The organism is Thermosynechococcus sp. PKX82, assembly GCF_031583255.1.
Classification (GTDB): Bacteria; Cyanobacteriota; Cyanobacteriia; order Thermosynechococcales; family Thermosynechococcaceae; genus Thermosynechococcus.
Map to the genome: position 1 here is coordinate 1406065 of NZ_CP134169.1, position 17788 is coordinate 1423852.

Sequence of the window (17788 nt, forward strand, 5' to 3'; positions counted from 1 at the left end):
TTATCAAGGAATATTATTTGTTGCTTCTTCCTAAGTCCATCATACAGCCCTTTTCTAAACTATTGGAGCAGCGATGGCGCTTCATCCCTCAAAGAGCGGTTTTGAGGTTTTTCTGACCGTGATCTCGTCACTGTGAAAAGGGGTGGGGATCGCTGTGAGATCGTGATAGAGAACACGTTTAGACTGCTATCAAAATTGCTAGGTTAGGAGCAGCATTCCCCAAAGGCAGGGGGTTGATCATTGTGCTGCAAAAACAACTTCAAAGCTGGCTGCGGGTTTCTTTATCGACATTGACGCTGGCGATCGCCCTTGTAGTTTCCCCATCCCCGGGTCTCGCCCAGCGGGATTTGATCCCCATTGACGGTTCCGATGAGGATATTCAGCTTCTCTTTGATCTGGTTTATTATCCGCGCCGCGATCCTGCCCGTTTTCGGCTGCAAAACAGTGCTGAGGTGGAAGCCTATCAGTTGATTCGCACCATTTTGCGTACGGGCACGACCCTCTATATCCGTCAACGCCAAGATGATAATTACGGCTCCTATAGTTTTAGTCGCGATCGCTTGATCTTGCGTCCCCGCGCCCTTGCCCATTGGCCAATTTTTATCGAAACGCTGCGCCACGAGGGCTGGCACGTCGTTCAAGCCTGCTTTGCCGCCAAACGAGATTTGGATTCCTTGGTGCCCGTGGGCATTCGCGTCAGCCCCGGTATCGTTGCGGATCTCTACCGCAAGAGTGGCTATAACCCCGAAGACATTCCAATTGAGGCCGAGGCTTTTGCTGCTGAGCGGGTACCCAATATGACATTGCAGGGGCTACAGCGTGAGTGTGCCGACTGGCTCAACCGCCCCAGCAAGGACTAGCCAGAAGAACGGGTCGATGCACCGCAATGCCGACAATAGGGTAAGTGGCGATAGGTGGGCTGCTGACAATTGGGACAGGGCATCCACTGCAAATAACCACAGTGGGGACAGTGCTGATCGAGATCCCGCAGTCGTTTGCCACAACGGACACAGCGGAGTTTTTGGACTCGCCCTGCCGCCTGTCGCTGTGGATTGAGGAAAAGAGCTTGCGCCACTTTAATCATGCCAAACCCCACCGCTGGAATCAGCAAGATATAGAGGTAGCTGACCAAAAAAAGCAGACCGCCAAAGAGAGCAAGAATGACATTAGCCAGCCACTCAAAGAGGGCTCCCACCTGCAATAGTTCAAAAATCTTCAGCACCAAAGGAATCAAGAGGATCACCAGTAGGTGCCAACTCATGAGGGCAAGCAGGCCATGGCGGTGGCGATCGGCAAAACGATGCACCACTAGGGCGATCGCAATCAGCGGTAATAGAAAGAGGGCTTGTAAAACAAATTGGAGACTGGGATACCAAAACTGAGAGCGCTGATATTGGTTCTCAAGCTGGGCAAAGGTGGCGTCCTCGGCTAAAAATTTCAAGAAGGCTTGGCTATCGGCTTCTTGGAGAATCGCCTGTTCAAGGGCCGCCATCTCATTTTTGAGAGCGGCAATTTGGCGGTTGTTGGCCTCAAGGGTGGCTTTGGCCTTGGCGGCTTCCACCAAGTTGATCGATTGATCCGGGGGTTGCCCCGCAAGCTGCTCTAATAGTGTCGAGTCATACTCTTGACGAATGCGGGCATTGGTGGCCTCGAGGGTTTGAATTTGTGCCTGTTTCTGCTGTCGTTGCTGGAGTCGCTCCCGATAGGTAGGGCGGTTGACGGCATCTTGATACTCTGCATAGGTGAAGCAAATGGCGGAGATGGTTCCCAGTTTGCCCTTGCTGCTTTCCTGTAGGCGCTCCACAGCGGTCTGGAGCGGGGGGTCAAGGCTAATCTGCTGCTCTAGAAAACGAATGTCGCGCTCCCTAGCGGTGTCTTGGCGATAGGCTTGCCAAGGAGCATAACAGGGCTGGGCTTGACTGGGACTCAAAGGCCAATTGCTAATTTCGCTGAGGCCACTAAAGACATTAATGAGGATAAAAATATCCACCAAGATAATGACAATGAGACTGACCCAATTCAGGGGTTCGTCATTGACAAGGCGCGATCGCCGCCAAAATCCCCGCCAGAGTCGCCTCAACCCGCTTGTGATATTCATGGCAGCGTAAACCCAAAGGCAAGTTTTACCCGCTCTAGGGTTGCATTGGCCACGCGGGCAGCCTGTTCTTGGCCTTTTTTGAGCAAATCCTTGAGATAGCTGGGGTCTGCCATAATCTCTTGGTATCGCTGCTGAATCGGTTCTAGGGTAGCAATCACCGCATCGGTGAGGAGGGGCTTAAACTGTCCCCAGCCCATATCGGCACATTCTGCTGCCACTGCCTCTTTGGTTTTTCCCGTGAGTACTTGATAGAGACTCAGCAGGTTATTGGCTTCGGGGCGATCGGGATCGTTAAAGGTCAAGCCACGAATCGGGTCAGTTTTGCAGCGCTTGATCTTCTTGCGAACCTCATCCGGCGAGTCCAAAAGGTTAATGCGACTCAGTTCCGAGGGATCCGACTTCGACATTTTCTTGGTGCCGTCGGTGAGACTCATCACCCGTGCTCCCGCCTTGGCAATCAAGGGTTCCGGTAGCTTGAGAATTGGCGGCTGATTGCGGGCAAAGAGGTAGTTCACACGAGCGGCAATATCGCGGGTCAGTTCCAAGTGTTGCTTTTGATCTTCCCCCACAGGAACCAGATCGGCATCGTAGAGCAAAATATCCGCGGCCATGAGCACAGGATAGTCGAGTAGTCCTGCCGCCACGTTTTCCCCCTGCTTGACGGCTTTTTCCTTGAATTGAATCATGTCCTCCAGCCAGTTGAGGGGGGTAATGCAGTTCAGTAACCAAGTGAGTTCGGCATGGGCGCTGACGTGGGATTGGACAAAGATGGTGGCGTGGGCTGGGTCAATGCCACAGGCCAAGTACAGAGCAGCAACAGTATAGGTATTAGCCGCCAGTTCTGCGGGATTGTGGGGGACGGTAATGGCATGTAAATCCACCACACAAAAGTAGTTTTCATACTCGGCTTGCCCCGCCACCCAGTTGCGAATGGCTCCGAGATAATTCCCCAAGTGCAAGCTACCTGTGGGCTGGACTCCCGAAAGCACCCGTTTTTTGGTCACCCCAACCTCCTCTAATTGTGTTCCTACTATGCTACAGCCCTTTTCCTATGGATGGAACACGGCTTAAACGATGAAAGCCCCTATCCCATGGCAGGGTCATCTGGGCTTGCCCAATGCCCGCAGGGGTCTGGGTGTCGCTATCCCTAACTTAGCGCTGAGTCCTGCTGGGTCGCTTTAGTGCGTGCTTCTAACTCTTCAAGGCGGCTTTTTAGGGTTTGATTTTCCTTTTGTAACTCGTTGAGGGTGGTCTCAAGGGTCTTGAGGCGGTCATCGCTGCCAAGGGCTTTCTGAACTTTGGCGATTCCTTCATCAACTGATCGTTTGATACGGCCGTCGGTGGTGCGATCGCCCAGCTGCTGCAGCAGGCCTAGAACTTGGGGATGGTCAATTTGACTCAGGGCTTGGACAACGGCCATCTGGGTAAAGAAAAAGGTCTCGTGGCTGAGTTGCTCTAGCCGTTCCAGAATTTGCTTCAGTTGGGGATGGTGGCGATCGCCAATGGTGCCAAGGGTACGAATGGCGGCCAAGCGTAGGGGTTGCGGGACATCAATAGCGGTGTAGTCAAGAACCAAATTCACCGCCTCTGGAGACTCCTTGAGTTGCCCCAAGCCAGCGATCGCCCCACAGCGTACCACCTCATTCCAGCCTTGTCGTTTTTCCAAAGCCTTCCGCAGTCGTTTCAGCACTTTTTCGAGCTTGGGTTTCGGTTGCGGTTTGGCAGCGGCAATCACACCAATTCCCTTCAGGGCGGCAGCTTCAACGCTATAGCTGGGGTCGCCGTGCTTGGCAATGGGCTTGAGAAGTTCGTAGGCTTTGGCGGACTTAAACCCAGCAATGGCCTCCACTGCGGCGGCACGAACATGGGGGTGATCATCGGCTAGTGCCAGCTTGAGCGCCTCTAAGCTTTGATCCAGTTGAATCGTGCCCAGCACTTTGGCAATTTCACGCCGCACTCCCCAAAAGGGTTCCCGTTGCAGCGCCGCCGCCAAGGTTTGCACAACTTCTAGGTTTCCTTTTTTGCCTAGGGCAATGGCAGCTTGAACCCGCCCCAAAACATCGGGGTCGTACTGCAGTTGGGCTTTGAGTTCAGGGAGGGGGTACTCTAGGGTAACGGTTTTGAGGGTATGGTTGCCGGCATCAAAACTCACAAAGATGGGCTGCTGTGGCAGCGGCAAATAGAAGGTGTGCTCTGGTTCATGAATGCGCAGGGGAATGGTTTTGACCGTCACCTGCCCCTGATCATCCACCGTACCGATGCCAACAGGAATCCGCAGATCAAAAAGGTTGCGCTCTAGGGGCGTGACCCCATCGGTCACCTGCTGCTGCTTGACGGTAAGAACGGCTAGTTGATCGGCTACCTCCCAGCGATAGCTCACATGGAAGTCGGGATGTCCCCCACGAAAAACGTATTGGTCAAAGAGGGGAAGTAGGTTGCGCCCAGTGGCCATTTCAATCGCCCGCAGCAGATCCACCGTTTCCACAGCTTGGTGGGCGTAGGTGCGGACAAAGGTTTGAATGGCTTTCCAGAATAACTCTTCTCCGAGTTCCTGGCGGATCATGTGATAGACACAGGCGCCTTTTTCGTAGAGGTGGCGATCGTAGAGTTCAATGGCTTCGCGATAGACATGGGTGACAATGGGGCGGCGGTAGCGATCGCTATCCTCACTGAGGTAGTTGCGCAATTCCTCAAGGCGATAATAGGCGGCAAAATCAGCGCCATATTCCTCCTCAAACCAGAGCACCTCGGCATAGGAGGCCATGCCCTCCTTGATCCAAGCGTGAGACCAGTGCTTGATCACCACCAGATCGCCAAACCACTGGTGTGCCAACTCATGGGCCACTAAACTTTCACTGCGAAAATCTTCAGCGGCGGCTCGCTCATCCAACAGACAGCGGTCTGTCAATAGGGTTGTCGAGGTATTTTCCATGCCGCCAAAGATAAAATCGGCCACACAGACTTGGGCATATTTGGGGTAGGGATAGGGATAGCCGTAGATGCGGCTGAAAAAGTCCATCATCTTTGGCGTTTTGCCCAAGGTGCGGCGGGCATCAGCAGCGCGATCTTTAGCAACGTAGTAGGTGACGGGCTTCCCCTGCCACTGGTCATCAAAAACCGCAAAATCCCCCACCGCTAGGGTCATCAGATAAGTGGGATGGACCTGGGGTTGATACCAGTGAAAGATTTGCCACTCTCCCTCGCTGTAGCAGGCACGCAATTCCCCATTGGAAATGGCCTGTAAGGGTTGGCGCACCCGCGCTCGTACCTCTGACGTCGCCAGCTGCCCAGGAGAATCAAAGCAGGGAAACCAATAGCGGGAGTCCTCATCTTCCCCTTGAGTCCAAGCTTGGGGGGGATCAGTGGCAACAAAGTACAATCCCCGCTGGGGTTTCTGCAGACGGTAGTCAATGGTGATCACCAGCACCTGATCTGGGTGAATCCCCAAGCTCGCATCAAGAGAAATATCCAGAAATTCACCATCGTAGTGGAAGGCTTGGGGTTGGTGCTGCACAGTCACACTCTGGATCTGTTGCCCCACGGCATTGAGGCGCAGCTGGCGCACTTGGGAGTGCAATGGTCGTAGATGGATATGACACTGTCCCCAGCATGCCTGGGTCTCTAAATCTAGGGTCAAGTCCAAGCAGATATGTTCCACCTGCCCCACTCGATCGGGACTGTAGTGGGGACGCGCACCGCTGAGGACAAAGGATTTGGCTGGAGTGACATCAAGAGTCATAGGTCATGTTGAGCCGCACTTGCTCTTAGTCTAAGGGGCATCAATCGAGGAGTTCAACCACCTTATAGCGACTGGTATGACCCTTAATCAGCTGAATACGGGACTTGGGTACCTGAAAATAGGCCGCCAAGACAGCAATGAGTTCCTCATTGGCTCTGCCCTCAGTAGCTGGGGCACGCACCGCCACCACTAGCTGGCCGTCAGAATTCACGGAAACAGAAGACGTTCTTGCATTGGGTTTGACCACCAGATGGTATTTTTTCATGCCCTCCTAGCCTGAAGCATGGGCACAGATGTGCTGCCCAATTTGCTTGTCAATCTTCATAATGTGATTCACTAACCAGTCTGCTAACTTACCATGGATCCGGGTGGCGATCGCCGCATCCGCTTGGCTGTCGCGGTACTGCTGCTGCAGCTCTTCAATCATCTCGATGAACTGTTTATGGGCGCAGCGGTTAACTTCTGCTAGGGGGCACTGGTATTTTTCAGCACAGCCTTCTTCATTCCCGAAGTGCCACTCTGCATAATACTTCATGAAAGCAATTAGCTGTTTAATCGCAGCGCTTCCCCGACCCTGTTCAATGGCATCCGCCAGATCATTGACAGCACAGACGAGTTCCTTGTGCTGTATATCAATCATGGGCACGCCGGTCTGCAGCTGCTCTGTCCACGCGAAGCGTTGCATTGTTTTTTATCCCCCTAGACCGATTGCGGGTGGGTTTTTGTTTTCAGAAACGTAAAGATTCCCTCTAGAAAGGAGGAGCTAATTTCTGTTGTTTCAATGAGTTCTGGTTCCCTAGGGCTGGCGGCGGGAGCAGCAATGCCAGCAATTTCCTCGGCAATCCCCACCACTATTAGGCGAAAACAAATTTTTTGCACCTCTAGAATGGGTAAGTTCAACGCTTCACTGATTTCTTGGAGGGTTTTGGTACCGTTAGCGTACTCCCACACTTGCCACTCATGATGATTGAGGCGGTAGGGGGGCTGTCCTTCAATCGTGCTGGCAATGGTTGAACTCGGCAAGGGCAGCTTGTCCATTAGGGCTGTCCAATCCCGCAGCAGTCGTAGACCCGCCAAGGAAATTTCCATGGGTGAGGCACTCAGTCCCGTCATTTCGCCAAAAGGCAGTGGATGGTTGGCATCGAACTTAAACCAGCCCTCATTGAGACTAAAGAGGTGAGGAATCGGTGTCAGTACCTGTTGCTTGAACAATAGCCGCAGCTGTTCTGGCTCAAGGGCACCTTGGGTTTTCAAGCACAGTCCAAGGGATCCGGTTAGGGAACAAAAGGGTAAGAGGCGTTGAATGGTAGTTGGGCGCAGCCAGCCCCGCTGCTCAATGAGCCGTTGCAATCCTTGGTGATCCAAGGTCGTTGTTGCGGCTACAATTTGACCCAAGCGAAAGAAGATATAGTACTCCTGCATTTGGGGAATCAGCGGCATCATCCCCGCCATTTCCACGGGCTTAATGGAAAGGCAACCCGTTTTTTGCCCCTGCTCCAGAAAACGGAAAATTTCCCCCAACGAAAACTCTGATAGATAACCGGTGATTTTCATAGATTCCCCCTAATAAGTTGAGTGATTCTGCGTTCAGTTACGTGGCTAGAGCACTGCGGTTTAATTGCGAGGATTGGGCACTGGCATAGGCTTGAATGAGTGCCATCATGGCAGCGGCAACAGAGGACTGATCTAAAGCATTCACAGGCACCATGGGTGGGCGACGGTGGGGACTCAAGTAGCCAAGGGCGATCGCGATCTCTTCAGCAGGCCACGCATTGGGATTATCGGCATGGCTCAGACCCACTAGCATTGGAATCTTTGTGCGATGGCGCATGAAGGCCAAAATCCGCCGTGCCGCTCGAAAATCTTGGGGACGGTGAGAACTGACCAGTAGGATAAACGCATGGGCTTTGCGAATAAGAATATCCCACATAAAGTCAAAGCGTTCTTGACCAGGCGTGCCATACAGATGCAGGGCAACATTAGGACCAAACTGCAGCCGCCCAAAATCCATCGCTACCGTTGTCTTTTCCTTGAAAGCAGCAATTTCATCCGTTGCCTTGCGATCGGTATCCACCACCTCAATTTCGCTGATGGTACGGATGAAGGTGGATTTGCCTGCGCCCACTGGTCCTGTGATGACAATGCGCATAATTTCCATGGGTTGGCACCTCAATTACGGCAAAACACAGAGGAATCAGGCTGGTCTAAACATTCACGGCTTGCCCCATACCCATAAGTTGGGTTTGCAATTCAGCCAGAACATTTTTAATTTCAAGGTTGATAATGCCCAATTTGGCAGAGGCATCCGCCAGCACAAGGAAAACCGCATCTTCGGTACAACTGGTGAGAATGCCATACCCACTGGCACCCTCTACAAGGATGCGCTCGATTTTGCCCCGGCTTAGCTCTCGTCCAATACGTTCCCCCAACGACAGCATGGCCGCTGACATCGCTGCCACCCGTTCATCATCCATTCCCCCCGGCAAGGTTGCCGCCAGCGTCAGACCATCGGGAGACACAAGGGCGGCTCCTTGGACATTACTGGCATTGGCAACAAAGTTTTGCAGTGTAGCTTCAAGTTTTGCGGCATTAATTGGCATAATCTAATCCTCGTAAAGATATGGGAACTTTTTGAACAATGACTGCTAGGTGACCTACATGGCAGCAGCCCCTGTGGCAATTAGCCGTTGAAACAGTGCCTGGGTCCAACCGGTTTCCTTAAGAACCGCTTGGGAAGACACCTCGAAGTAGGCCTGCTCAATAAAGGCAAGATCAATCATGCAAATTTTGCCTAGGGCATCACTGAGAGCCTCGGATTTGTTGGCTTCCCTTAACTTTTGCCGCACGGCGTTGACAACAATTGCCATCGCGGGTACCACATGCTGTGGCCCAATGCCAATGCGCACGTGAACCAGACCAATTTTCCAGCGTCGCTCAGCGTAGGCCTTGCCCCAACCATCCATCCCTGTGAACATTTCATGGAACCAGTCGATGAAGGTTTGATGGAGGCGATGAATGCGTCCTTCTGTGGCGTTGAGAATGGCATTCATCTCTTCATCCCGCCCTAGGTAGTCATAAAAAATGTCGGCCATTTGGGGGGCAATTTCCTTTCCCCACGGCGCGGCCTCCGCCAACAGGGATTTGTCTGCATCGGTCAACTGGACTCGCCGTACCATCGTTGCCATAAAATTGACTGGCTCAATTGTCATCTCTTTCGCCTCGAAACACTGAATAACTTTAATTACTAGATCAGGTGAATTGACTGGGCGTCCGTGATTCAGTGATTAGAATCAAGTCAGGCACTTACTCCTGCAAGCTAACAAACAATATTCGGAAAAGCTGAAAATTTTAGAAACAATTAAAGATTCCCCCTTAAAAATCCAAGCACTGCTGGTACAGACCTCTGCATTAGATGCTTGAAAAGCGCTTCCTCACTCCACGACATGCAACCTCAACTCAGATTTAGCCGATTTCACAGGGACTCAACACAGAAATACAAAGTTGCTCCTCATTCTAAAAAGTGTGAAGTTAGCTTACTTATCACTCTGCGTTGCAGAAACAGGCTGCGGTTAATGCAGAGTATTCCCCTGACTTTCTAATGAAAAGTATAGATTTCTCTGTAGTTCTTTGACTGTATTTCTCGACACACTACACAAAATAAAATGATTAGATACATTTTTTAATTATTCTTTAGTTTTTTAATTCGCTTTGTGTGGAAATGAAAGTAACTTTTACAAAATATCCCCAATGCCTTGATCCCATGGCACGGAGTATGCCACCCTTGCATTGTTATCCATCTAGGGTGCTTTGAGTCATCGTAGGTATTTATCTTGAGCAAGGGAGGATAGTTGTATGTCCGATCGCTTGACCTACCAAGGCGAAATGGAAACGAAGCTGCAACAACTCGGTGCCCAGCTTGACCAACTCAAGGCAAAGGCGGATCAAGCGGGTGAAGATGTCAAGGCAGATATTGAAGCTAAAATTGAAGCCCTCAAGGCCAAACGCGATGAGATTACTCAGCAATTGGCTGCCCTCAAAGAAGCGGGCGATGATGCTTGGGAGTCCCTCAAAGCAGGGTTCCAGAGTGCGTGGGATGAGTTGAGCAAGGCCTTTGAGGAAGCAGCCAGTAAGTTTAAGGGTGAATAACTGTTTTCTTAGCTCCAGCCCTCAATGGTGACATCGACGCGATCGCCCTCGTGGGATAGGGGCGCAATGTTAAGGTAATACAACGGCTGATCGGCAGAAAGATTCCGCAGCCAATGGAGACATTGGGCATCCACATGGACATAGGAGCCGGTTTCCACGGGGGTACGGATCAAGGCGGTTGCTGCCACAGAACTCGCAGGGGGCGTCATCGGGCAGGTAATGAGTTCTCCCACGCCCGACACAATCAGAAAGATGTCATCGCCTCGATGGTGATAGTGGGGATAATTGGCTTGTCCGGGTTCAATGCGATAAAGGCTAGAGGCTAGTTCCGGATTGTGGTGATCCAAAGGACAAACGGCGTAGCCTGGTCGCTTAGGCATCCAGTTTTGGCAACGCTCGATTAATTCAGGAAAGGAGAAAACTAACATTGTGCCCTTAGGATAAATCTTGACCATTATGAATATTAAATTATTGTATCGCCAAGCGATCGCGCTATCCTAGCCAATGGCCGCGGTTCGGAGTTTTGAATGAGTACACCCATTCCGGTCATTGTTGTCGGTGCTCTCGGCAAAATGGGACGCGAGGTCGTTAAAGCCGTACAACAGGCTGCCGACACTGCCCTCTATGCTGCTGTTGATCGCAAGCAGGTGGGGGAGGATATTGGTGAAGTCCTGGGGCTAGGGGCGCTGGGCATTCCAATTAGTGGCAGCTTGCAAGAGGTGTGTGTCGCCGCTGCCCAAGAAAAACAAGGGGTGGTGATGGTGGATTTTACCCATCCCACAGCCGTCTACGAAAATGTGCGCATGGCGATCGCCTACGGTATCTATCCTGTGGTCGGAACAACGGGCTTGAGTCCAGAACAAATTGAAGATCTGGCCGAGTTTGCTGACAAAGCCGATATGGGGGGGGTGATTGCTCCCAACTTCTCCATTGGTATGGTGTTACTGCAGGAGGCGGCCATCCGGGCGAGCCAGTATTTTGACCATGTGGAGATCATTGAACTGCACCACAACCAAAAGGCTGATGCTCCTAGTGGTACCGCCATTCAAACCGCGCAGCGTTTAGCAGAATTGGGCAAAACCTTTAACCCACCGCAAGTGCAGGAGTCGGAACATCTCAGGGGTGCCCGCGGGGCGTGTACAGAGGGGGAGATTCGCATCCACAGTGTGCGCTTGCCGGGACTGATTGCCCATCAGGAGGTGATTTTTGGCGCACCGGGGCAAATTTATACGTTGCGCCATGACACCAGCGATCGCCAGTGCTATATGCCGGGGGTACTGCTGGCAATCCGCAAAGTACGGCAGCTCAAGCGCTTGATCTATGGCTTGGAGAAGCTGCTCTAATTTCGCTTTAACTTTAGACTTCGGGTGTTTGCTGCAACAACCAAAAGCCTTGCAGGGTCTCCTGTTCTGGTCTTTCCTTCACGGCAATGAAATGCAAGCCTTGGCTTTGGGTACAGGCGTCCCTAAAGGCGGCCAGTTCTTTCTGAATCTGGGGATTGCGGCCACTGATGAGTACCCAGCGATCGCTCGCTCCTGTTTCCAACACTAGCAACGGTTGAGGTTCTTCCTCAAAACTCAAATAGGCCGGCTCTAATCCCGACAGCCAACCCGCCAAGGGCAGTGCGCGCTGCGAATAGATAATTAACCCCGGCAGTAGCGTATCGTCACTGAGGGTCAAAAAGGGCAGTGGGGGTACCTCACCAAAGGGCAGTTCCCATTCACCAGCCGTTTTAATTTCCCCCAGAGGAAGACCACTGAATTGCCAGAGATCGCCCCTCAGGGCTGGTGGTAAAGGTTGAGGCGCAGGGAGGATCAACTGGGGTGGCGTTGCCAGATCGGCTTGGTAGTTGGGTAGGGTTGGATAGAGGTTTGTGGCGCGATCGCGCAGCCAATCATAGAGGGCAAACGTGCGCCGACTGGGCACCATCACTAATCCTGCCGCTTCTCCCCCCCGCGTAATAATGCTGGTCATGGCTCGGCGGAAAAAACGTACCCGATCGGGTTGAGCACTGTTTGCCAGTCCCAGTTGCTGCCGCCATTGATCCATGGCTTCTTTGAGGGCAGCTTCTAACCAGCGGGCATTGGCTTCAGCTCCGGCACAAGTTTTGCTGAACTGAAATTGTTGCTGGCGATCGCAAATCAGCAATTCCCAGATTTTTTTGTTGCTTTCATCCACAAGGGGACGGGAATAAAAATCCAACTCCCAGATCGTATCCATTCACACCTAGAGGAACGTTACCCGCAAACTTGAAGCTATTTGCCTTTCCTAGGATAGGCGGTTTTGGCCGTCAAGGTAAATGTATAACCCGATACAGATTTTCCACTGTGAGAACTGGTGCAATCAAAGGTTAATTGCGGGTCAATGCTTTGCTCAGCTCCAGCCAAACAACAGCCAGATCACTTTCTGGCGCAATGGTGCCGCAACTGCGATTTCTCCTCCGCTGAACTCATGTGCAACTCTACTCCATAATCGTTGAGAATGAAAGCGATGTCCAAGTTAAAACTGAAACGTGCGAGACGGCAAAAGCGCCCGTTACGCAACCTTGACCGGCAGCCCAATTTCCGCTGGCGATCGCCAGCCCTTGTCGCCTGCATTCCCCTAGCTTTAATCATTGTGGCTGTTTGGGGAGTGGCTGCTCAGGCACAGGATAAACCCCTCACTCCTGAAGACGTTCAAGGCGTACTCAACACCATTTGGGTACTCATTGCAGCCATTCTGGTGATTTTCATGAATGCTGGCTTCGGCATGTTGGAAACTGGCTTCTGCCGCCAGAAAAATGCTGTCAACATTCTTTCTAAGAACCTCATTGTTTTTGCCTTGGCCACCCTTGCCTACTGGGCGATCGGATTCTCTTTCATGTTTGGTACCGAGGGCAATGCTTTTATTGGCCTGGGGGGCTTTTTCCTCAGTAGTGAAAACCCCGAAACCTACGGTCTTGATCCCTTTCCGGAGGGCTTACCCATCGCTGTGGCCTTTCTGTTCCAAGCTGCCTTTGCAGGAACCGCAGCCACCATTGTTTCTGGGGCAGTGGCCGAGCGGATCAAGTTTGTTGACTTTTTGATTTTCAGCCTCCTGCTCACTGGTATCTCTTACCCCATTACGGGTCACTGGGTTTGGGGGGGTGGCCTTCTCAGCAACATTGGTTTCCTTGGCCCAGATATTGCCTTTAAGGATTTTGCCGGTTCAACGGTGGTTCATGCCGTAGGCGGTTGGTCGGCACTGATGGGCGCTGCGTTCCTAGGACCACGGCTTGGCAAGTATGCCGCAGATGGTACGCCTCGGGCGTTGCCCGGCCACAACATGGGCTTTGCCATGCTGGGGTGTTTGATCCTCTGGATCGGCTGGTTTGGTTTTAACCCTGGTTCTGAACTGGCCGCAAATGAAGCTGTACCCTACATCGCAGTTACAACAAACTTGGCGGCGGCAGCCAGTGGGGTTGCGGCAACAATTACCGCTTGGCTAGCCATTGGTAAACCTGACCTCTCCATGATTATCAACGGTATTCTGGCGGGATTAGTGTCCATTACAGCACCCTGTGCAGGTGTGTCTTACTGGAGTGCCGTGATCATTGGTGCCATTGGCGGTGTGATTGTGGTCTATTCTGTCCTTTTCTTTGACCGCATCAAAATTGATGACCCCGTTGGTGCCACCTCTGTCCACTTGGTCTGCGGCACTTGGGGTACCTTAGCTGTTGGCTTGTTTGACAAAGAGTTAGGCTTGCTCACCGGCCACGGAGTGACTCAGTTGATTGCTCAGATTATCGGTATTTTGACAGTCGGTGGCTTTACTGTACTGCTGACCAGTATCTTTTGGCTGGCTCTGAAACAAACGCTTGGCATTCGTGTTTCCGAAGAAGAGGAACTCAAAGGCTTGGACATCGGCGAGCATGGCATGGAAGCCTACAGCGGTTTCTTGAAGGAGTAACTCGCCTGCCAATAAGTTTGGGGTCGTACCACGCCGCTGAACGATCCCATTGCCCTAGGTGGTTTTTGCTGTCCTCAGCGTTTGAGGGCAGTTTTTTTCTAACTTTGCAGTGATATACGCTACGCTATAGCGGCAGTACATTAGGGAGTTTTGGATGAGCGATCGCGCCATGGCGGTACGGGTGCGACAACACGTTAACCCTCTCAGTCAAAAGTTCCAGCAGGACATTGCTGTTCCCGATTGGTCAACGATTTACGAGCAACCTTCGCAGCCTTTACATCTCGATATTGGCTGTGCCAAGGGCACGTTCTTGTTAGAAATGGCAGCACTGTATCCAGAGCAAAATTTTCTGGGTCTGGAAATTCGCTACCCGCTGGTGGTGGCAGCCAATGAGCGGCGCGATCGCCAGCAACTTCGGAACCTCCACTACCTTTGGGGCAATGCCAATGTCCACTTGGGCAAAATCCTCGGCGGACTCCCCCTGCACACCGTCACGATTCAGTTTCCAGATCCGTGGTTCAAGCGCCGTCACCATAAACGCCGCGTCGTCACCCCTGAACTGGTGGCCACCCTTGCCGAACTCCTGCCCGCTGGTGGGCGTGTTGTCCTTCAGTCAGATGTCTTTAAGGTGGCTGAATCAATGGTGCAACAGTTTCGTGCCCATGCCGCCTTTAGCTCAACCTGTACCGATTGGTTACCCCAGAGTCCTTGGCCCGTCGCGACAGAACGGGAAAAATGTGTCCTCAGTAAAGGATTACCCGTTTACCGCTGGCAATTTGAGCGGTGTGCCCTCTAACTGGCTTTCAAATACTGCTGCCAAGTAGCGACAATTGCTGGGGAGCCGTACCAAGGGGCATCGGGGCGATCGCGCAAGCGACTGCGAGGCGCATGGAGCACATCTTCATAGACCAGATTCTCTGCCCCCTCAAGGTGGGCTGCTGCCACTGGTGTCACCCCATCTCCCCAACAGGCACCCTCGCCACAGGTGAGTTTATAGCTTTGATACGTAAACCAATTGGCAAACGAACCGCGTGGTGTGCCATAGATGGCCTTGCCCGCCAGACAGACATAGCGAATTTTGGGGTAATAAGCGCCGGGGTAGGTGGTGTTCACAAAGTCAAGATTGCGGCGCGTCCAACGCTCCTGACTCCGATGGGGAGTACCCAACGTGATTAGCGTGTGCACCCATTTGTGACCCGCCCAAACTTGGCCCTCATAGGGTTGATCCCCTAGGTAAATGCGGCTAATCCAGCCCCCCGCTGAGTGGCCAATGAGATGCACGGCGGACGCCCCTGTTGCATTCAGAACATGCTGAATGGTGGTATCCAAGGCCTGTAAAATTGGCGCCACCGATCGCCCCCCCAACGTGGGAAACCACGAGCGTACCCTGAGGGGCACCACCTCCGCCACAAACCCCAATTGCCGCAGATAATCCCGCAGTGGGTAGTACTCAGGGGCAGCCGCTAAATATCCCGGCAAAATAACGACAGGCAACACAGGACTAACTTGCTTGAGGCGTCGCCGGGAAGTGTATCACATTTGGATAGACGGAAATCATTAGCCCCTCGCGAGCCAACAGCGTCTGCGGAAATCGTGCCCGTGCCAACTCACCAATGCGATCTAGACAGTCATCATCATGGCTAGGGTCATGGTGAAACAAAATCAGTTGCTTGACCTGGGCGGCTTGGGCAAGCTTAACCGCCTCCTGCCATGTGGAATGCCCCCACCCCACCTTGCTCTGCTGCGGGTGATAGTATTCTTCATCGGTATAGGTGGCATCGTAGATCATCACATCGGCGCGATCGGCCAAGGCAAACGCCCCCGGATGCAGCTGATCAGGCAAATGCTCCGTGTCTGTGATATAGGCCACATGGATACCCTGCCAACTCACACGGTAGCCCACCCCCCCACCCGGATGATTCAGGGCTTCATTACTCACCACCACACCGCCGCCTAGGTGTACCTGTTCGCCCGCCTCCAAGTCATAAAAACGCAAATCTCCCCCCATAATCTGCAACGGGACAGGAAAGTTGGGGTGCAGCATTTGATCATTCAGTCGTCGTTCAATGCCCTGACCATTTTTCCCCGGCACTGCGTAGATATGGAACTGATTCCCCGGTACAAAGGCGGGCTGAAAGAAGGGAAAACCCTGAATATGATCCCAGTGGGTATGGGTAAAGAATAAATGTGCCGCCACCGGATGTTGACTCATTAAGTGCTCCCCCAGAACCCGTAAACCCGTACCGCCGTCAAAAATGATGCGTTGACCATTAGCTTGAATTTCCACGCAGGGAGTGTTACCGCCATAGCGGACAGTGTGGGAACCGGGACAGGGAATACTGCCGCGCACGCCCCAAAACCGAATGGTGAGTGGGTTAAACATGGGCATATCGCAAATCTTGATCGTAGTGTGCCACAGAAAACACGCTTGACTTGTGATATGGATCATCCTCCCCCTGTGACGCTAGGAGTTGATAGAGTGGGGGCTAGCCGCCACGAAGGTTGGTGAAAAATTTTTTCTAAAATCTGCAAGGCGAGTGCATATTTGTAAAAACGCCATTGGATAAATGAATAGAGGGTTGTAACAGGAGGATGGATGAATAATGAGGAGTGAATAAAACAGGCAGTCACGTTTCTTCGTACGGTTGTCCTTTGATTGATATCTAGTGAGAGCGATTGATGACACGCCAACCCTGCGATAAACTCATTGCTTTGCTCCGATTTGACGGTTCCGATCGCCCGCGCTGGTATCGAGATCGCCAACTACAGGCCTACTTCACAGCAGCGGGGTACAACCTCGAGGAGCCAGAGTCGACGGCTGTCTTCCTCCTCCAAAAATTACAGAGTCAGCCGAACCATGATGATGCCCAGTACTGGCAGCGGGGTCTATTTTGCTATCTCCAAGAAACTAGTTGGTCTGTAGCCATGACCCTGCGGGAGAAACTGGGCGGGATGCATCAGGTCAGTGACTGTTTTCAGCAGGCTTGCTGTCTCACTAATGATCCCCTCAAGTTATTGAGCAAATTTAAGCCCGGGCGGGGTACGCGGCTATCCACCTATGCCTATCTCCGTATCTATGACGGTGTGTATGCTGCGCTGGTGGGGGTTCGGAAATCAGATTGGGGCCTACTCAAACACAGTGGTCTGCGTTCTCTCTCCTCAGCCTTGGGGAACCAAGGATACACAGAAGATCGAGTTCGTCAAGTTTGTGCCCTTGTCGAATTGTGGCAGGAGTTGGCGGATCAGACCACTGCTCCCGATCAGGCACTGCTGGCTCAGGTGGCTAAAACCTATCGTCAATGTTGTCCTGATCTCCCCGCTGTAACCCCTAGCGAAGTTGAAACCCTGCTCCGCACAGCGATCGCTGCCTTGCGAGCTTATCGCCAACCACAGGTGGTGAATCCTGCTGAGCAAAGGTTTTGGGACACCCTAGAAGGAAGAAATACGCCTTGGGAAGCAACCCTGAAACAGGAAGAACAGGAAACCCTTAAACGGGTCTTTGAAATGATGAAAAATGCGATTGCAGCACTGGATGACACTAGTCGTCAGGTGTTTTGTCTGTACTATTGCGAGCAGGTCAGCCAACAAGCAATTGCCCAGCACTTAGGCTTTGCAAAACAATATCAAGTGTCTCGTGCCCTAGAGCGGATTCGTGGTCATTTGGCGAAAGCGGTACTCGCCGGCCTTAACCAACCCACGCATCCTGAACGCCTTAAGGAGGCAACAGTGGCTGTCAACCTGTGGTTGAAGGAGGGTTATAAAGTGTTAGCAGGGTCTTGTCAGCGGTGTGATCAGGTAGGTATGGCAGAACACTGTCGTTATGAGGGTGCATTTTGACTGTTTTGTAAACGGTATGAACTTTTGGGAGTTGTTGTACT

Annotated in this window: 19 protein-coding genes; 6 read left to right on the forward strand and 13 right to left on the reverse strand. The window is 52.3% G+C overall.

Annotation, left to right across the window (positions count from 1 at the left end; genetic code table 11):
* The first annotated feature begins 242 nt into the window (after positions 1 to 242).
* Positions 243 to 860 (forward strand): hypothetical protein, encoded by a 618-nt coding sequence (locus RHH53_RS06910; RefSeq protein ID WP_302676378.1) that lies wholly within the window; start codon positions 243 to 245, stop codon positions 858 to 860.
* Here the strand turns inward: RHH53_RS06910 and RHH53_RS06915 are convergent.
* From RHH53_RS06915 to RHH53_RS06955, 9 genes are all read right to left on the reverse strand, one after another.
* Positions 857 to 2098 (reverse strand): zinc ribbon domain-containing protein, encoded by a 1242-nt coding sequence (locus RHH53_RS06915; protein WP_302677876.1) that lies wholly within the window; start codon positions 2096 to 2098, stop codon positions 857 to 859. The two genes, RHH53_RS06910 and RHH53_RS06915, sit on opposite strands and share 4 nt — an antisense overlap.
* Entirely contained in the window at positions 2095 to 3102 is a 1008-nt protein-coding gene (gene trpS, locus RHH53_RS06920; RefSeq protein ID WP_310743576.1) for a tryptophan--tRNA ligase, read from the reverse strand. The genes RHH53_RS06915 and trpS overlap by 4 nt, the downstream gene beginning before the upstream one ends.
* A 143-nt stretch (positions 3103 to 3245) precedes the next feature.
* Entirely contained in the window at positions 3246 to 5837 is a 2592-nt protein-coding gene (locus tag RHH53_RS06925; protein ID WP_310743577.1) for a M1 family metallopeptidase, read from the reverse strand.
* Positions 5838 to 5877: 40 nt separating this feature from the next.
* Positions 5878 to 6102, reverse strand: a complete 225-nt coding sequence (locus tag RHH53_RS06930; RefSeq protein ID WP_206199527.1) for a DUF167 domain-containing protein — start codon at positions 6100 to 6102, stop codon at positions 5878 to 5880.
* A 6-nt stretch (positions 6103 to 6108) separates the two neighbouring features.
* Positions 6109 to 6477 carry a hemerythrin family protein gene (locus RHH53_RS06935; RefSeq protein ID WP_255521430.1) on the reverse strand — a complete coding sequence of 123 codons (369 nt, stop codon included), beginning with the start codon at positions 6475 to 6477 and terminating at the stop codon, positions 6109 to 6111.
* A gap of 59 nt (positions 6478 to 6536) precedes the next feature.
* Positions 6537 to 7391: a DUF4388 domain-containing protein gene (locus RHH53_RS06940; protein WP_206199529.1), complete on the reverse strand. Its 855-nt coding sequence runs from the start codon at positions 7389 to 7391 to the stop codon at positions 6537 to 6539.
* A gap of 37 nt (positions 7392 to 7428) precedes the next feature.
* On the reverse strand, positions 7429 to 7995 hold the full coding sequence (locus RHH53_RS06945) for an ATP/GTP-binding protein (protein WP_302676372.1): 567 nt from the start codon (positions 7993 to 7995) through the stop codon (positions 7429 to 7431).
* A 46-nt stretch (positions 7996 to 8041) separates the two neighbouring features.
* A complete protein-coding gene (locus tag RHH53_RS06950) occupies positions 8042 to 8437 on the reverse strand; it encodes a roadblock/LC7 domain-containing protein (protein ID WP_206199531.1) in 396 nt (131 codons plus the stop codon).
* Between the two features lie 54 nt (positions 8438 to 8491).
* Positions 8492 to 9046 (reverse strand): protoglobin domain-containing protein, encoded by a 555-nt coding sequence (locus RHH53_RS06955; RefSeq protein WP_206199532.1) that lies wholly within the window; start codon positions 9044 to 9046, stop codon positions 8492 to 8494.
* Positions 9047 to 9689: 643 nt separating this feature from the next.
* Between RHH53_RS06955 and RHH53_RS06960 the strand changes: the two genes are divergently transcribed.
* A complete protein-coding gene (locus RHH53_RS06960) occupies positions 9690 to 9983 on the forward strand; it encodes a hypothetical protein (RefSeq protein WP_206199533.1) in 294 nt (97 codons plus the stop codon).
* A gap of 8 nt (positions 9984 to 9991) precedes the next feature.
* Here RHH53_RS06960 and RHH53_RS06965 read toward each other — a convergent pair whose 3' ends face one another.
* The gene (locus tag RHH53_RS06965) at positions 9992 to 10363 is read right to left on the reverse strand and encodes a cupin domain-containing protein (protein WP_225901514.1); all 372 of its coding nucleotides are present in this window, start codon (positions 10361 to 10363) and stop codon (positions 9992 to 9994) included.
* 147 nt (positions 10364 to 10510) lie between these two features.
* Here RHH53_RS06965 and dapB point away from each other — a divergent pair, with 147 nt between their 5' ends.
* Complete coding sequence (gene dapB, locus RHH53_RS06970; RefSeq protein ID WP_206199535.1) at positions 10511 to 11326, forward strand: 4-hydroxy-tetrahydrodipicolinate reductase; 816 nt, start codon at positions 10511 to 10513, stop codon at positions 11324 to 11326.
* Between the two features lie 13 nt (positions 11327 to 11339).
* On the opposite strand, the gene RHH53_RS06975 is transcribed toward dapB, so the two are convergent.
* Complete coding sequence (locus RHH53_RS06975; protein WP_310743578.1) at positions 11340 to 12203, reverse strand: Tab2/Atab2 family RNA-binding protein; 864 nt, start codon at positions 12201 to 12203, stop codon at positions 11340 to 11342.
* Positions 12204 to 12464: 261 nt separating this feature from the next.
* Between RHH53_RS06975 and RHH53_RS06980 the strand changes: the two genes are divergently transcribed.
* Entirely contained in the window at positions 12465 to 13910 is a 1446-nt protein-coding gene (locus RHH53_RS06980) for an ammonium transporter (RefSeq protein ID WP_302676370.1), read from the forward strand.
* A gap of 154 nt (positions 13911 to 14064) precedes the next feature.
* Positions 14065 to 14706 (forward strand): tRNA (guanosine(46)-N7)-methyltransferase TrmB, encoded by a 642-nt coding sequence (gene trmB / locus RHH53_RS06985; protein ID WP_310743579.1) that lies wholly within the window; start codon positions 14065 to 14067, stop codon positions 14704 to 14706.
* Here trmB and RHH53_RS06990 read toward each other — a convergent pair.
* Complete coding sequence (locus tag RHH53_RS06990; RefSeq protein WP_302677882.1) at positions 14703 to 15407, reverse strand: triacylglycerol lipase; 705 nt, start codon at positions 15405 to 15407, stop codon at positions 14703 to 14705. The two genes, trmB and RHH53_RS06990, sit on opposite strands and share 4 nt — an antisense overlap.
* Before the next feature lie 4 nt (positions 15408 to 15411).
* Positions 15412 to 16299: an MBL fold metallo-hydrolase gene (locus RHH53_RS06995; protein ID WP_206199539.1), complete on the reverse strand. Its 888-nt coding sequence runs from the start codon at positions 16297 to 16299 to the stop codon at positions 15412 to 15414.
* Positions 16300 to 16589: 290 nt separating this feature from the next.
* Between RHH53_RS06995 and RHH53_RS07000 the strand changes: the two genes are divergently transcribed.
* Complete coding sequence (locus RHH53_RS07000; protein WP_310743580.1) at positions 16590 to 17747, forward strand: sigma-70 family RNA polymerase sigma factor; 1158 nt, start codon at positions 16590 to 16592, stop codon at positions 17745 to 17747.
* Positions 17748 to 17788 lie beyond the last annotated feature (41 nt).

Bases quoted from the DNA above. Each gene is read 5' to 3' on its own strand.
- RHH53_RS06930 (WP_206199527.1), bottom strand. From the start codon at position 6,102: ATGAAAAAATACCATCTGGTGGTCAAACCCAATGCAAGAACGTCTTCT.
- RHH53_RS06975 (WP_310743578.1), bottom strand. From the start codon at position 12,203: ATGGATACGATCTGGGAGTTGGATTTTTATTCCCGTCCCCTTGTGGAT.
- RHH53_RS06960 (WP_206199533.1), top strand. From the start codon at position 9,690: ATGTCCGATCGCTTGACCTACCAAGGCGAAATGGAAACGAAGCTGCAA.
- RHH53_RS07000 (WP_310743580.1), top strand. From the start codon at position 16,590: ATGACACGCCAACCCTGCGATAAACTCATTGCTTTGCTCCGATTTGAC.
- RHH53_RS06995 (WP_206199539.1), bottom strand. From the start codon at position 16,299: ATGCCCATGTTTAACCCACTCACCATTCGGTTTTGGGGCGTGCGCGGC.
- RHH53_RS06945 (WP_302676372.1), bottom strand. From the start codon at position 7,995: ATGGAAATTATGCGCATTGTCATCACAGGACCAGTGGGCGCAGGCAAA.
- RHH53_RS06950 (WP_206199531.1), bottom strand. From the start codon at position 8,437: ATGCCAATTAATGCCGCAAAACTTGAAGCTACACTGCAAAACTTTGTT.
- trmB (WP_310743579.1), top strand. From the start codon at position 14,065: ATGAGCGATCGCGCCATGGCGGTACGGGTGCGACAACACGTTAACCCT.
- RHH53_RS06980 (WP_302676370.1), top strand. From the start codon at position 12,465: ATGAAAGCGATGTCCAAGTTAAAACTGAAACGTGCGAGACGGCAAAAG.
- RHH53_RS06940 (WP_206199529.1), bottom strand. From the start codon at position 7,391: ATGAAAATCACCGGTTATCTATCAGAGTTTTCGTTGGGGGAAATTTTC.
- RHH53_RS06935 (WP_255521430.1), bottom strand. From the start codon at position 6,477: ATGATTGATATACAGCACAAGGAACTCGTCTGTGCTGTCAATGATCTG.
- RHH53_RS06915 (WP_302677876.1), bottom strand. From the start codon at position 2,098: ATGAATATCACAAGCGGGTTGAGGCGACTCTGGCGGGGATTTTGGCGG.
- RHH53_RS06925 (WP_310743577.1), bottom strand. From the start codon at position 5,837: ATGACTCTTGATGTCACTCCAGCCAAATCCTTTGTCCTCAGCGGTGCG.
- RHH53_RS06955 (WP_206199532.1), bottom strand. From the start codon at position 9,046: ATGACAATTGAGCCAGTCAATTTTATGGCAACGATGGTACGGCGAGTC.
- dapB (WP_206199535.1), top strand. From the start codon at position 10,511: ATGAGTACACCCATTCCGGTCATTGTTGTCGGTGCTCTCGGCAAAATG.
- RHH53_RS06965 (WP_225901514.1), bottom strand. From the start codon at position 10,363: ATGCCTAAGCGACCAGGCTACGCCGTTTGTCCTTTGGATCACCACAAT.